At 45.5% G+C, this 15,925-nt stretch carries 7 protein-coding genes; 5 read left to right on the top strand and 2 right to left on the bottom strand.

Annotated features, from left to right (window positions below; genetic code table 11):
• Positions 1-544 precede the first annotated feature (544 nt).
• Together BU200_RS07015 and BU200_RS11130 are read left to right on the top strand one after the other, a co-directional pair.
• Positions 545-11,116, top strand: a complete 10,572-nt coding sequence (locus BU200_RS07015; protein WP_142237029.1) for a MiiA motif-containing surface protein — start codon at positions 545-547, stop codon at positions 11,114-11,116.
• Between the two features lie 70 nt (positions 11,117-11,186).
• Positions 11,187-11,360: a hypothetical protein gene (locus tag BU200_RS11130; RefSeq protein WP_158015074.1), complete on the top strand. Its 174-nt coding sequence runs from the start codon at positions 11,187-11,189 to the stop codon at positions 11,358-11,360.
• 199 nt (positions 11,361-11,559) lie between these two features.
• On the opposite strand, the gene BU200_RS07010 is transcribed toward BU200_RS11130, so the two are convergent.
• Positions 11,560-12,300, bottom strand: a complete 741-nt coding sequence (locus BU200_RS07010; protein WP_075099501.1) for an amino acid ABC transporter ATP-binding protein — start codon at positions 12,298-12,300, stop codon at positions 11,560-11,562.
• The gene (locus tag BU200_RS07005) at positions 12,300-14,504 is read right to left on the bottom strand and encodes an ABC transporter substrate-binding protein/permease (RefSeq protein ID WP_075099500.1); all 2,205 of its coding nucleotides are present in this window, start codon (positions 14,502-14,504) and stop codon (positions 12,300-12,302) included. The genes BU200_RS07010 and BU200_RS07005 overlap by 1 nt, the downstream gene beginning before the upstream one ends.
• Before the next feature lie 238 nt (positions 14,505-14,742).
• Between BU200_RS07005 and BU200_RS11125 the strand changes: the two genes are divergently transcribed.
• The 3 genes from BU200_RS11125 to BU200_RS11490 all read left to right on the top strand — a co-directional run.
• Entirely contained in the window at positions 14,743-14,889 is a 147-nt protein-coding gene (locus tag BU200_RS11125) for a hypothetical protein (protein ID WP_158015120.1), read from the top strand.
• Positions 14,890-14,967: 78 nt separating this feature from the next.
• Entirely contained in the window at positions 14,968-15,636 is a 669-nt protein-coding gene (locus BU200_RS07000) for a CPBP family intramembrane glutamic endopeptidase (protein WP_142237028.1), read from the top strand.
• Between the two features lie 205 nt (positions 15,637-15,841).
• Positions 15,842-15,925 (top strand): IS630 transposase-related protein (locus BU200_RS11490; RefSeq protein ID WP_228063988.1); only part of this gene is annotated, 84 nt, incomplete at its 3' end.

The raw sequence follows: 15,925 nt of genomic DNA, 5'->3' as shown, positions 1-15,925 counted from the left end.
TAAGAAAGCGCAGGGCAGTCCATTGGACTGTTTTATCCCGAGCTAGTTATTCCGAAAAGCGAGGCAAGTCCATTGGACTGTTTTATCCCGAGCTAGTTATTCCGAAAAGCGAGGTAAGTCCAGTGTGCTATTTTATCCCCAAGCCTAAAAACAGGAGAGCGCAGTGCAGTCCAGTGGACTGTTTTATTCCGAGCATGCGAGGCAAGTCCGGTGTGCTATTTTATCCCCGTCTAAAAACAGGAGAGTGCAGTGCAGCCTACTGTTTTAGCCTCAGTCCAGCATTCAAAATCCTCTCCATATTTTAAACTTCCTCTGTGTTCTGACAGGGGGAGATTTTTTATTTATCGCCATAAAATAGCTAGAAAAAATAATTTAAAAACTCAAAGTAAATACTTGACAAAATCGAACGGGGGGGGGGTAGAATATGTGTAGACTATGCGTCTGCTTCCTCCTTTACGAGCGTCAATGAACGATAAGCGAGCTGATGATCAAAAGGTGATAGGCATGACGAATAGTGGATTACAATTCAAAGGAGTACCGTAAATTGAAAAGTAGACAGAAAATGGACTGGTATCGTCTAGGACAACGTTTCTCTATTCGGAAATATCATTTTGGTGCTGCTAGTGTTCTCTTGGGTGCAGCCCTGCTTTTGGGGATGCCCACTGTTCAAGCAGATGAAGAGGTTAAGGCAGATACAGAATTGATGAGCCGACCAGAAGATGAAGAGGTCAAGGCAGACACAGAATTGACTAGCCAGCCAACAGCTGAAGAGAAGGAGGTTTCTCCAGTTGTAGAGAGTCCGACGGTCGAACCTGTCGCTACTACGACAGATGAGAAAGCCAATGAGCTTCCGACAAGCTCCGCAGTAGAAGAGAAAGCAGAAGGAGCAGGTCTTCCAGAATCTGCTGTTGATTCCAAAGAGGAGTTGGCTGAGACGGTAGCTCCAAAGGCAGAGGCAAGAGAAGCGGTGGAAGAGGAGAAAACAACTCCGAATACTCTGGTTGAAGAAATAAGTGAAGCAGTGGCTAGTTCGCCTAAGGCTAGTACGGATGCTATTTCATCCACCACCCCTGTTGAAAAGACATCTGAAGTTCCTGTTTCTCGCTCTGCTTTCAGAACAGCAGGAGATGGGGTTGTTACAACGCAAGCCTATCGTATTGAATTTTTAGATGCCAATCATAATGTTCTTGATCCTACTGCCATCTTTAATGGGCAAGCAGGTAAAAACATGCGGATTAATGTCCGTGTAACTTTCCCAGAGAGTACAACAAGTAAGGAAATTGATATTACCTTAGGGAATTTCCTTGCCTATAACGATTCGGGGGCTTCTAATGATAGTGTAAAATCCTTTATTGACGGGACGAGTAAGCTATCCAATCAAGTAGCTAATATCTATGCCAAAGACAACACACCTTATCGTAATACATACAACACATCAGATACAACCTATGCAACAGGTCAAAAATTAACCTATCGTGTTAAGGAAAATGTAAAGAGTCTGACCATTCCCTTAACCTTCTCTGCTCAGAATATTACAGGATTAACAGGTTTTTCGAGTGACGGAACGCTGAATGGTAGTTCAGAAGGGGTGGAGCGAACGAGTCCAATCACAGTAATAGCTAGGGGCGTTCGTGGTGGTCAGACCCTGCAAAATCAGTCAGAATTAAGTAAGTTGTCTGTACCAGATTTTGTACAGGGGAATATTGGAACTTATTTTGTTTCCAGTCATATTTCACCTGAATTACAACAAGCAACGACCAATAATGGCTATCAGGCTATGTTGGGAATGGGTCTATCTGTCAATTTGACTTCTGATAATAAAACATTCGGACCATTACTGGTTGAAAATCATACCTTTGATTTGGTTCTTCCCAATGGGGTTAGTTTCATTGGATTTAGTGATAAAGAAGCTGCTATCTTTGAAAAATTATCCGAGACTACAGAGACAAATGGTACAACACGTGTATCGTTTAAGGTAAAAGAAGCCTATAGTGGAGCTTTTCTTGGTTTTTTCCAAAAAGTTCAGGTGGATCGCTCAGTTGTAACAGGAAGTTCAGCGATTGCTCGCTTGGAAAATCAACGCATGACCTTGCGTAATTACGAACAGCCTTATGCCTTACGTCCGCAGGTCGTTAGACAGAATTATCCTTTCAATATTGTTGATTTAACTGAGCAAGATGATATAGACTTCATGAATACTGGACGAGTTGGTGTAGCTAATTCATATTATCCTAATTACAATGTCTTACCTATTAGCAGCGATACCTATACTTCTTTAGGCTCTCTTCCTTTTACCCTTACGGTAAAGACCTTGGATGACCATGACTCGCGGGAAAAAGAGTTGCGCTATGAGTTCCCAAGTAATCCAGCCTTTGAGGTCAAAGGGATTCAGTTGCCTTTGTTAAATAATGGGAATACCGTTACCACGGTTAAGGTAGCTAGTAAAAATAATCCAGTCCTTCGTGAAGTGACTTTGCCAAAAACGTATACCGCTTCGTCAGTTGCAGAATTTATTGATGTCCTAGATTTAGGCTTATCAGAAGATGATGTCTTAACAGAACTCATTATACCAATGGGAGTTTTCAGGGCTGGACAGGAGTACGATATGCCCGGTCGTCTGAACGGCAGGCAGTCTTCGGTCTTTGGTAAAGTTTTAGACGAAGTGCCAGAATATGTAGCTAGTGCTAAGTTAACCCTGCGTGATAAGGATTTTGATGAAAATAATCCTGATAAAAACTGGAGTAATCCATCGGGTACTTTGAATGTTCGTCTGAGGAAAGCAGAAGGACGTAATGATGTTCGTGTGACTACGCCTGGAAATCGAACCATCAATTACGGTGCGAAAAACAAACTCGTTTATAATATCTATTCAGACAGAGATCGTCAATCTCACTGGATGAGAACCAACGACAAGGTAGAGAAAATCCACCTGGTGTTGCCAAGTGATGTCCTGGTGAAAAATGTGGTCTTCAAAGACCAAACAGGCACCGTCTTCACACCAGAAGTAATCGCTTCAAATCGTGTAGAGGGTGACAACACCATCTATACCTACGACTTCACCAATGCAGAAGACTATCGCTACATCGGTTGGATTGGTTCAGCTGGGAAACACTTCCGAGACCAAAGCATCGTTATGGAAGTAGAGGTAGAAAATGATGTCGTTGCTGCCAAGTCAGTGGGGATCAATCAAACCCTCTTCGTCCAAATCGCAGAAGACACCATCCGCCCACAAACAGGTTCTGAAAGCCAACGTGGTCAAGACCCGTACAACCTAGTGGAGAATGACAATGTCCTCTTCACCAATAAACCAGTCACCACCTTACTGACCCTACCAAAACCTGAACAGTTAGACATTCGAACCAGTGTGAAATTGTCAACGGATACAGACTATGTATCAGCTGGTGAAACCTTCACCATCACAGAACGCAAACAAGACCTCCAACTACAACTAGGTATCGGAAACAAACTTCAAACAGAAGTTGGAGAGGTAGACCTCTTCGTGCCAATTCCTAAAAAAGGACAAAACTTCGGCTCCAACTTCCAACGTGAAGCCTTCAAGTTTAATCTGCTCTTAAAAGGGGTAAGCACGGCTGGAAACAGTCATTTCGACAACATCTTCACTATCAGCTATGCCAAGGTCGATGCGTCTAAGTTAAATGGGACACAGTTGACGACTCAAGATTTAGGCGGTGAAAGCTTCTCTTCAGCCTGGACACCAGATACCAACCTGATTCGCATTCAAACCAAGTCAGGTGTGAATATTCCAGCAACAGTAGAATTTCCAGTAGAGCTTACCTTTGGTCTTGATAACCTCCTCAGTGAAGATGATGGACAAAGCATTACCTGGAATCCCTACTACTCCGCAACCTATTCAGATGGTTCAAAGGTAGAGAAAGCGAGAGATATCTCTCTTGATGTCGCACTTGGTAAAGTAGGAGTTCAATTCTTCGAGGATCTCAATGGCAATGGAATCCAAGATGAAGGAGAAGAGTTCCTAACCGACTTCCCAAGCTACCGTGTGCTGGATGAGACTGGTGCCGTCTTAGATACAAGTAAGAGCATTATTCAAGATAAGGCAACCAAACAGGTGGTCAAAGGCCTCTCTTCCGGTGATACCTACACCATTCAAGCGACGGCTCCAGAAGGCAAACGCTTTACCACCGGGAAAAAATCAGAAACAGCGACCCGCACCAGCCAAACGATGGAAGCATCTCTAACAGATGTGGCAACCGCCCCAGCTCTTTCAATCGGGATCATGAAACTGTATACAGTCACTTCCCCAGAAAAAACCTTGGTGGATAACCCAACCAGTTTAACCCCTGAAGAAAAAGCCGCCGTTGAAGCCGCTGTTAAGAAGGCAAATGGCGATTTACCAAGCAACCTCTTTATCGCTTCGGACGCACAAGGAAATGTGACTCTTACCTATCCAGATGGATTTGTCCAAACCATTCCAAGTAGTGAGACGGTTGGTCAGAAAGAGGGCTCTGCACAACCACTTGTGAACCCAATTGATACGGATGATACCAGCATTAGCGGAACAGGAATTGCCGGATCTAAGATTGAAGTGACCTTGCCAGATGGAACCATTGTCCAAACAACCGTTAACCCAGAAGGGAACTGGTCTATTTCAACTACACCATTGAAAGCGGACCAACAAGTGAGCGTTGTGCAAACGGAAGTGGACAAACGCCCGAGCACGCCACCGGTTGTGACAGTAGTCACCACCGCCGCAGATAGGGGCTTGACAGACCCAGTTTTAACCAAGGTGGATACGACTTATAAGTTAAGCTCAGCTGAAAAACGAGCAGTTGAAGAAGCGATTCGGACAGCTAACTCCAGTCTACCGAGCGATGCAACCATTACTGTCGCAGATAATGGGGAGGCAAGTGTCACTTTCGGTGACCAATCTCGCTATGTGTTTGCGCCAGAAAAAACAGTGGTTGAAAAAGAAGTTTCTGCTCTTCCAACCATTGACCCAGTGGACAATGATGACACAACTATTACCGGAACAGGGAGTGCCGGCTCAAGCATCACAGTCTCTCTCCCAACTGGTCAAGACCTAACGACGACGGTAGGGGCAGACGGAACCTGGTCTGTGCAGCTGCCAAAACCACTGCCACAAGATGTCGCGGTAAAAGCCAGCCAAACCGAAGTTGATAAGAAACCAAGTCCTCAAACGACTCAAGCGGTTGCGCCAAACCAAGCGAGCCAAATCACGCCAGTGATTCCAAAACCAATTATTGTAGACAACACTAGCGCCCTGACACCAGCTGAAATAGCAGCTGTGGAAGAAGCGATTCGCACGGCGACCCCAGACCTGCCAGAAAATACAGGTATGAGCGTTGACCCACAAGGAAATGTGACCCTCACCTATCCAGATGGTTCAAGTGATTACCTTCACTCAACAGAAACTGTACGGCAACGTCCAACCAGTGAGACTCCAACAATCAAGCCGGTAGACAACGATGACACCAGCTTGACAGGAACGGGTATCCCAGGGGCAACCATTACAGTGACGCTTCCGGGACAAGAAGCACCTATTGAGACGACGGTTCATCCGGACGGTACTTGGTCCATTGCTTTACCGACCCCACTTGCGTCAGATGAGACAGTCAGTGCGATTCAAACTGTACCAGAAAAACGACCATCTCAACCAAGTCAAGCGACCGTGACCCCAACGGTGACGACAAGCTATGAGCTAGTGGCACCAGAGGGAACAACTGTTGATGATGTCAGGGCTCTCACCCCAGCTGAACAAGCCCTTGTCGAACAAGCCATTAAAAAGGCAAACCCAGACCTACCAAAAGGAACAAGCATTGCAGTTGGTCCAGATGGTCGTGTGGTTGCGACTTACAGTGATGGTTCAAGCGATACCTTGACACCAGATCAAACCATTACACAACGCGCAACCACCCCAAGCCCAGTGATCCGTCCAGTAGATACCGATGATACTGTGCTGAAGGGAACAGGTGTGCCAGGGGCGAGTGTGACCGTCAGCTTGCCAGATGGGGATACCGTGACAACCACGGTCAGACCAGATGGAAGCTGGAAGGTTGTCTTAGAAAGCCCGCTGAGTCGAGATGAGGTGGTCAGTGCGACCCAGACAGAAGCTGGTAAAAAACCAAGTGGCCAAATCCAGGAAACGGTGCAACCAACGCAAGCAGAAAGCATAGAACCAAATGCAAGCAAGCCTGTAGCAGTGGACAATCCGAGCGAGTTGACAGCAGCCGAAAAAGAGGCGGTCAAAGAGGCGATCAAGGATTCTAACCCTGACTTACCAGAAAACACAAGCATAACGGTTGACCCACAAGGAAATGTGACCCTCACCTATCCAGATGGCAGTAAGGATCACCTACCAGCTCAGGTCGAGCAGACAGATAAGGGCAAGTACGAGCCAACGGTCAAAGCTGATGAACCAAACACTCCAGCTATTTCCGCAGGCAAAGCCTTGATTGACGGTTCAGATGTACCAGAAAGTCCACTAAGTCCAGCTGACCAAGAAGCTGTTAAGGATAAGGTAGACACCAGCAACTTGCCAGAGGGTACCACAGTAACCCCAGCCGATAAGGTAACAGGCACTCCAGATAATCCAGTCGTTGAAGTAACGGTAACCTACCCAGATGGCACAACCGATACAATCGAAGTCCCTGTTAAGCAAAAGGACAGTGCAAGCAATGAGCCAACGGTTAAACCAGATGAGGCAAACACACCAACTGTTTCTGCAGGTAAAGCCTTGATTGACGGTTCCGACACTCCAGAAAGCCCATTGACTGACGCAGATAAGGCAGTTGTTGCGGATAAAGTGGACACTAGCAACTTGCCACAAGGAACAGTTGTTACTCCAGCCGATAAGGTAAGCGGAACACCAGAAAATCCAGTTGTTGAAGTAACTGTAACCTACCCAGACGGTACCACTGACACAATTGAAGTTCCAGTTAAACAAAAGGAAAGCGCAAGCAATGAGCCAACGGTTAAACCAGATGCGGACGGTACACCAGAAATCTCCGCAGGTAAAGTCCTCATTGACGGTTCAAATAAGCCAGAAAGCCCATTGACTGACGCAGATAAAGAAGCTGTTAAGGACAAGGTAGACACCAGCAACTTGCCAGCGGGTACTACTGTAACCCCAGCTGATAAGGTAACAGGCACAGAGGACGCACCAGTCGTTGAAGTAACTGTAACCTACCCAGACGGAACAACTGATACAATCGAAGTTCCAGTTAAGCAAAAGGACAGTGCGACCAATGAGCCAGCGGTTAAACCAGATGAGGCAAACACACCAGCTATTTCTGCAGGCAAAGCCTTGATTGACGGTTCAGACACACCAGAAAGTCCATTGAGTGACGCAGATAAGGCAGTTGTTGCGGACAAAGTAGACACCAGCAACCTCCCACAAGGCACCGTTGTTACTCCAGCCGACAAGGTAACAGGTACTCCAGACAACCCAGTCGTTGAAGTAACGGTAACCTACCCAGACGGAACCACTGATACAATCGAAGTTCCAGTTAAGCAAAAGGACAGTGCGACCAATGAGCCAAGTGTCAAAGCTGACGAGCCAAACACACCAGCTATTTCCGCAGGTAAAGCTTTGATTGACGGTTCAGATACACCAGAAAGTCCGCTAAGTCCAGCAGACCAAGAAGCTGTTAAGGATAAGGTAGACACCAGCAAGCTACCAGATGGAACTACCGTAACGCCAGCCGATAAGGTATCAGGTACTCCCGACAATCCAGTCGTTGAAGTAACTGTAACCTACCCAGACGGAACAACAGATACAATTGCAGTTCCTGTTAAGCAAAAGGACAGCGCAACTAATGAGCCAGCGGTTAAACCAGATGAGGCAAACACTCCGGCTATCTCCACAGGCAAAGCCTTGATTGATGGTTCAGATACACCAGAAAGTCCGCTAAGCCCAGCTGACCAAGAAGCGGTTAAGGACAAGGTAGACACTAGCAACCTGCCAGCGGGAACTATTGTAACCCCAGCCGATAAGGTGTCAGGAACTCCAGAAAATCCAGTTGTTGAAGTAACGGTAACCTATCCAGATGGCACAACCGATACAGTGAATATCCCTGTGAAGCAGAAAGACAGTGCAAGCAATGAGCCAACGGTCAAACCAGATAAGGACGGTACACCAGAAATCTCTGCAGGTAAAGCCTTGATTGATGGTTCAGATAAGCCAGAAAGCCCATTAAGTCCAGCTGACCAAGAAGCGGTTAAGGACAAGGTAGACACCAGCAACCTGCCAGCGGGTACAACTGTAACTCCAGCCGATAAGGTAACAGGAACTCCCGACAATCCAGTCGTTGAAGTAACGGTAACCTACCCAGATGGAACAACCGATACAATTAACGTTCCTGTGAAACAAAAGGATAGCGCAAGCAATGAGCCAAGCGTGAAAGCTGATGAGCCAAATACCCCAGCAGTTTCCGCAGGCAAAGCCTTGATTGACGGTTCAGACGCTCCAGAAAGTCCGTTAAGTCCAGCTGACCAAGAAGTTGTTAAGGATAAAGTGGATACTAGCAACTTGCCAGAGGGAACTACCGTAACCCCAGCTGATAAGGTAACAGGTACCCCAGAAAATCCAGTCGTTGAAGTAACAGTAACCTACCCAGACGGTACCACTGACACAATTGAAGTCCCAGTTAAACAAAAGGAAAGCGCAAGCAATGAGCCAACGGTTAAACCAGATGAGGCAAACACACCAACTGTTTCTGCAGGTAAAGTCCTCATTGATGGTTCAGATAAGCCAGAAAGTCCGCTAAGTCCAGCTGACCAAGAAGCTGTTAAGGATAAGGTAGACACCAGCAACTTGCCAGCGGGTACAACAGTAACCCCAGCTGATAAGGTAACAGGTACCCCAGCTGATAAGGTAACAGGTACCCCAGAAAATCCAGTCGTTGAAGTAACAGTAACCTACCCAGACGGTACCACTGACACAATTGAAGTCCCAGTTAAACAAAAGGAAAGCGCAAGCAATGAGCCAACGGTTAAACCAGATGAGGCAAACACACCAACTGTTTCTGCAGGTAAAGTCCTCATTGATGGTTCAGATAAGCCAGAAAGTCCGCTAAGTCCAGCTGACCAAGAAGCTGTTAAGGATAAGGTAGACACCAGCAACTTGCCAGCGGGTACAACAGTAACCCCAGCTGATAAGGTAACAGGTACCCCAGCTGATAAGGTAACAGGTACCCCAGAAAATCCAGTCGTTGAAGTAACAGTAACCTACCCAGACGGTACCACTGACACAATTGAAGTCCCAGTTAAACAAAAGGAAAGCGCAAGCAATGAGCCAACGGTCAAACCAGATGCGGACGGTACACCAGAAATCTCTGCAGGTAAAGTTCTCCTTGACGGTTCCGACACGCCAAACAGCCCATTGACTGACGCGGATAAGGCAGTTGTTGCGGATAAAGTTGATACCAGCAAGTTGCCAGAGGGAACTACTGTAACCCCAGCTGATAAAGTTACAGGCACAGAGGATAATCCAGTTGTCGAAGTAACGGTAACCTACCCAGACGGCACCACTGATACAATTGAAGTCCCTGTTAAGCAAAAGGATAGCGCAAGCAATGAGCCAACGGTTAAACCAGATGAGGCAAATACTCCAACTGTTTCCGCAGGCAAAGCTCTAATTGATGGTTCAGACACTCCAGAAAGTCCATTGACTGACGCAGATAAAGAAGCGGTTAAGGACAAGGTGGACACTAGCAAGCTACCAGATGGAACTACTGTAACCCCAGCCGATAAGGTAACAGGTACACCAGAAAATCCAGTAGTTGAAGTAACGGTAACCTACCCAGATGGCACCACTGATACAATTGCAGTTCCAGTTAAGCAAAAGGATAGCGCAAGCAATGAGCCAGCGGTTAAACCAGAAGAGCCAAACACTCCAGCTATCTCCACAGGCAAAGCCTTGATTGACGGTTCCGACACACCAGAAAGTCCATTGAGTGACACAGATAAGGCAGTTATTACGGATAAAGTGGATACTAGCAACCTGCCAGAGGGAACAGTTGTTACACCAGCCGACAAGGTAACAGGAACCCCAGACAACCCAGTAGTTGAAGTAACAGTGACTTATCCAGACGGTACCACTGATACAATTAACGTTCCTGTTAAACAAAAGGATAGCGCAATCAATGAGCCAAGCGTCAAAGCTGATGAGCCAAATACCCCAGCTATCTCCACAGGCAAAGCCTTGATTGACGGTTCCGACACGCCAAACAGCCCATTGACTGACGCGGATAAAGAAGCGGTTAAGGACAAGGTAGACACTAGCAAGTTACCAGAGGGAACTACCGTAACGCCAGCCGATAAGGTAACAGGAACTCCCGACAATCCAGTCGTTGAAGTAACAATAACTTATCCAGATGGCACAACGGATACAATCGAAGTCCCTGTTAAGCAAAAGGACAGTGCAAGCAATGAGCCAACGGTTAAACCAGATGAGGCAAACACACCAACTGTTTCCGCAGGCAAAGCCTTAATTGATGGTTCTGACACTCCAGAAAGCCCATTGACTGACGCGGATAAAGAAGCGGTTAAGGACAAGGTAGACACTAGCAACCTGCCAGAGGGAACTACCGTAACGCCAGCCGATAAGGTATCAGGTACCCCAGCCAACCCAGTTGTCCTAGTAACCATTACTTATCCAGACGGTACAACTGATACAATTGAAGTCCCAGTTAAGCAAAAGGACAGCATGGTCTATCAACCGCAGTTACCATCTGTGACGGAAGTTGGCAATGTCAACCAACTTACCGATCAGGAGAAAGAACAAGTCAAAGCAGCCTTTGAGAAAGCAAATCCACAGCTACCTGCTGGTACGAAAATCTTTGTTTCAGACAAGGGCAGTCTAGCAGTCATCTTCCCAGATGGTACAGGTTTTGAGATTGATGGTGCCTATATCGTTAGAGGCAAGAACACTCCAGCCCCTCAAGCAGGAGAAGTGAAACCAGTATCTCTAGCAGGACAAGACCAAATCAGAAAACAAGCTCAACTACCAAACACTGGTGAAAGCAGTGCCGCTGGAACTCAAGTGGCAGGCCTACTCACAGTCTTGGGAACATCCTTATTCTGGTTGATGAGTAAAGGTCGAAAGGAAGAAGAATAGGTATAAGCTAAAACGAAGCACCTATTGGCTAGAGAATCTTTTCAAACTTTAGAATAGAGAGGTATTCTAAATGAAAAAACGATTGCTTATCAATTACTATGGACAGCGACGCTTTACTTGTAAACAGTGTAGCCAAACTGTCATTACCGTAGCAGGCGTATTAGATAAACGAACCAAGTTTTGTAGCTACCTGTGTTCGAGACGCTATTGGCGCCATGCTAGCAAGTATCGCAAAATGCAGTAAGGTTTCTGTGAATAGCAACAGACATAAGAGGTTGGGATAAAAATCCCAACCTCTTTTGGCTATTTTTCTGGACTAGGAATAGTCGTCATGCTCTGTACACAACAAAAAGCCACACTGTAATTTCTTCATCTTGATGACTTTCAAGACAGAGTTACAGTGTGGTGTTTCCTTATTTTATCTAGCCTCGTGCCTCGTTTTGTTAAACGTTTAAGACCTTGTCAAGGAAATCCTTGAGGCGTGGGTGTTGTGGAGTATCAAAGATTTGCTCGGGTGTGCCATCCTCTAGAAATTCCCCCCCGTCTGTAAAGATGACGCGGTTAGCAACCTTACGGGCAAATCCCATTTCATGGGTGACAATCAGCATGGTCATGCCTTGTTCGGCCAAGTCTTTCATAACATTCAGTACATCTCCGACCATTTCAGGATCAAGGGCTGATGTAGGCTCATCAAAGAGCATGATGTCAGGATTCATAGCAAGGGCGCGGGCGATTGCCACACGTTGCTTCTGACCACCAGACAAACTATCCGGCATTGCGTCGCGCTTATCAGCAAGACCAACCTTTTCAAGCAATTCCATCCCGACTTTTTCAGCCTCGGTCTTATCCATCAACTTATGCTGAATCGGAGCAAATGTGATATTGTCTAAGACGCTCATGTGCGGGAAGAGATTGAAGTGCTGGAATACCATTCCAACATTGGAGCGGAAAGCATCGAGGTCGGTCTTTGGATCGGTCAAATCAAAACCATCTACCGTTACCTGACCGCTTGTAATAGTCTCTAGCAGGTTCATAGTCCGCAAGAAGGTTGACTTCCCAGAACCAGAGGGTCCGATAATGCAGACCACATCCCCCTCGTAGAATTTAGCAGTAATACCTTTTAAGACTTCGTTATCGCCATAAGACTTATGCAAGTCATGGACGTTGATTTTTAATTGAGCCATTAGTTGCCTCCTTTTTCAAGTTTACGTGCAAGACGTGTCAAGAGTGTAATGACGATTAGATAGATAATGGCAAGGATTGCATACATTCGGAAAGATTGATAGTTCCGTGCGATAATGATTTTACCAGCTTGGAACAATTCAACCAGACCGATTGCAGAGATAATAGTAGTATCTTTCAAGGTGATGACAAACTGGTTGATGAAGTTTGGTAACATCAGTTTTGCGGCTTGAGGCAAGATAATCTTGCGCATGGTCGTACCGTAGGAAATCCCCAAACTCCGTGAGGCTTCCATCTGTCCAACAGGAACAGCCTGAATACCTCCGCGCACAATTTCAGCGATATAGGCACCAGAGTTGAGAGAAAGGGCAATCGTACCTGCGACAAAGTCGTTGATTGGCGACTGTTGCCCTGTCATTGATTCAATCAGGTTTGGAATACCCCAGAAGATGAAAGCAGCTACAATCATCAAGGGAATACCCCGGACCACATCAACAAAGACAGAAGAGATGACGCGGAGTGTCTTGAATGGGCTTACTGCAAACATTCCAAAGATGATCCCAATGATAATGGCGATAGCAAAAGAAAGTAGGGCTAAGCCAATGGTGATACCAAGACCAGATAGGAGTTGGCCATAGTTGTTTTGGAGCAGTCCCCAAATGGTTGATTCATCTACTGTGGAAGCAGAAGCTGTATCGGTATCTTCGCTAGCATTAAAATACTTATTCATAATGTCGTCGTATTTGCCAGATTGAACTAATGCAGCAAGACCATTGTTGAACATCTCGATTAACTCTGGGTTGCTTCCTTTCTTTACCGCAAATCCGATAGTACCTGTTGCAATTCCTTCAATCGGTGTCTCAAAATCGCGTCCTTGCTGGATGGCGTAAAGCAGTACAGCCTCATCATCCATGAGGGCGTCGATTGAGCCAGAGTTCAAGCTATCATACATAGTAGAGGCTTCGTCAAAGGCCTTTAGTGTGTAGCCGTATGTAGCGGCATGTTCTTCTAAGTAGGTGTAGGACGAGGTACCATTTTTAGCACCGACAGTTTTGCCGGACAAGTCCTCGTAACTGGCAAGCCCACTGCCTTTTTTGACTGCGAGGCGGATGTTAGAAGTATAGTAGGCATCAGAGAAATCAAAGATTTTTTTACGGGCATCTGTGATGGTCATTCCTGCGATTACCCCGTCAGCTTGTCCTGCTTGGACTGCATTGAGGGCGGCATCAAAACCAGGGTTTTGGATCGTCACAGTAAATCCTTGTTGTTCTGCAATCGCCTTGATTAGCTCGATATCAATCCCTGTGTATTTACCATCTTTTCCTTGTTGTTCAAAGGGGGCAAAAGAAGAGTCAGATACGATAGTATAAGAAGATTTGACAGGAGTAGCGGTTGCTCCAAGTTTCCCTGTTAAGGAAAGGAGAGAGCCGTAGTCTGATGTCTTTTCTTGATCAGAAGCAGTGCTAGTTCCGAGCCACTTTTTTCTGATGTTATCATAGGTGCCATCTTTTTTCATGGCTGCAAGTGCCTGGTTGAAATCCTCGATAAGGTATTCATACTGGCTCCCTTTTTTGACTGAAAATCCAAATGAGCCGATCGCTTCACCGTCCATGTTGATCGCCAAATCTTGCCCTTTTTGAATCGCATATTGAATGACTGCTTCATCATCCATAATCGCATCCACAGTACCAGCAGATAAGCTGGTATACATAGTGTCACCAGTATCAAAGGTTTTAACAGTGTAGCCGTATTCACTCTTATGCTGGTCGAGGAAGGTTTGAGCAGCAGTTCCATTTTTAACTCCGACTGTTTTTCCCTTTAGCTGAACATAATCAGATATGCTATTCTTTTTGGTTGTTGCGACAACGATCTTGGTGTCGAAGTACGGATCGGAAAATAGAAAGACCTTTTTGCGAGCTTCGGTAATCGTCGTACCTGCCATTAAGGCATCAGCCTGTCCTGATTGAACCGCATTGACAGCTGCATCAAAACCGGGGAAGTTTTGACTGACGTTCCAGTTGGAACGCTTGGCAACTTCGTTGATAATATCGACATCAAGTCCTTTATAGACTTGGTCAGAGTCTTTAAACTCAAAGGGTGCATAGGTCGAATCAAATACAATGTCGATTGTATCGTCGGCTTTGACTGGTGAAAACAGGAAGAATAGTGGCAGAAGAGCTGCCAAAATAAACCATTTTTTCTTCATTTCAATTCTCCTTCATTAAAAATAACGATGAGGAAGTCTCTTGAAAAAACCTTTTCAGAATATTTTCCTTCTTCGTTTCTAAATATAATGGATAGTATACCATAAATGGGTTGGATTTGCAAAGGTGCATGTCACAAGATATAACATCTGTATGTTCTGTATGTTTTTGTCATTTGCTCTTGCATGTAGAATAAAAAATAGGTACAATAAATCTATTGAGTTAAAAAGGGAGTATAGAATGGAAGAAAAAAGGATGTTTGCGGCTGTTAAGATACAGCCGAATAAAAAATTAAATTGGTTATACGCTTTTCTCTTGCCCTTTATCGTGCAATTGGTGTTAGACATTGGTTTTATAGTGGCGGCAGTCCTTCTCCACATGGCATAGACCTTTTTACCGACGGATGTCATTGGTCTAGTGGATCCCTTGGTCTTGCAATTGCTAGTCTTTGCGTTGCCTTTTGTCATGATTTTGCTATGGGTGCGATTTGTGGAAAGAAGACCGGTTGCTGGTCTGGGCTTGTATAAGGAGGGAGTAGTTAAGGAATTGAGTAAGGGCTTGGTTGTTGGAGTTGTACTGATTAGTGCAGTTGTCCTTTCGCAATGGCTGACAGGAGCTATCGAATTGACCAAGACCCATTTTTCACTGTGGAATCTTTTACATCTATTCCTCGTCTTTCCTTTCTGGTTTCTTCAGAGTGCGACAGAGGAGCTCTCAACTCGTGGTTGGCTTTTTCCAAGTGTTGCACGGAGAACCTCGCTTCCGCTTGGTCTAGCAGCTTCTAGTCTATTATTTGCCCTTCTTCACTTAGGGAATGATGGAATCGGTTTGATTCCGCTGCTAAATATTGCCTTGTTTGGGTTCTTTGCCTGCCTCTATGTCCTGCAGACCGACAATATTTGGGGAATATCAGCAATCCATGCTACTTGGAATTGCTTCCAAGGGACAGTCTTTGGTGTCAATGTGAGTGGAATCCCAATTTCCTCTTCTCTGATGCGCTTTTCCCCAACCTCGGCTCCAACTTATCTATCGGGCGGTGCATTTGGGGCAGAGGGCAGTATCTTTGCTTCTGTTATCTTATCGATAGCTTGTGCTTATCTAGCGTGGAAACTGTACAAAAATAGGGCCTCTTAGGCTCTTTTTTATAGCTTTTGCCAGAAAAGACAAGCTGCTATACTCTTTGAAAATCATAGTTAGTGTTGCTTACCCTACGTCAGACCAGCTGATGACTTTTTTAGGGGACATAATGGCTTATGATAGCTGTTGTAGGCTATGCCTGCTATACAGATATGGTCTTATAGTCTTTCACTTTTTATATAATACATGTTATAATAAATCTATGGCATATGGAATTGATTTTAGAAAACGTGTGATTGCCTATAAAAATTCAGGGCATTCAAAGCAAGAAACCTGCAAAGTCTTT

The organism is Streptococcus acidominimus, assembly GCF_001921825.1.
Lineage (GTDB): Bacteria > Bacillota > Bacilli > Lactobacillales > Streptococcaceae > Streptococcus > Streptococcus acidominimus.
The sequence above is the reverse complement of the archived record's forward strand: the minus strand, read 5'-3'. Positions and strand labels throughout refer to the sequence as shown.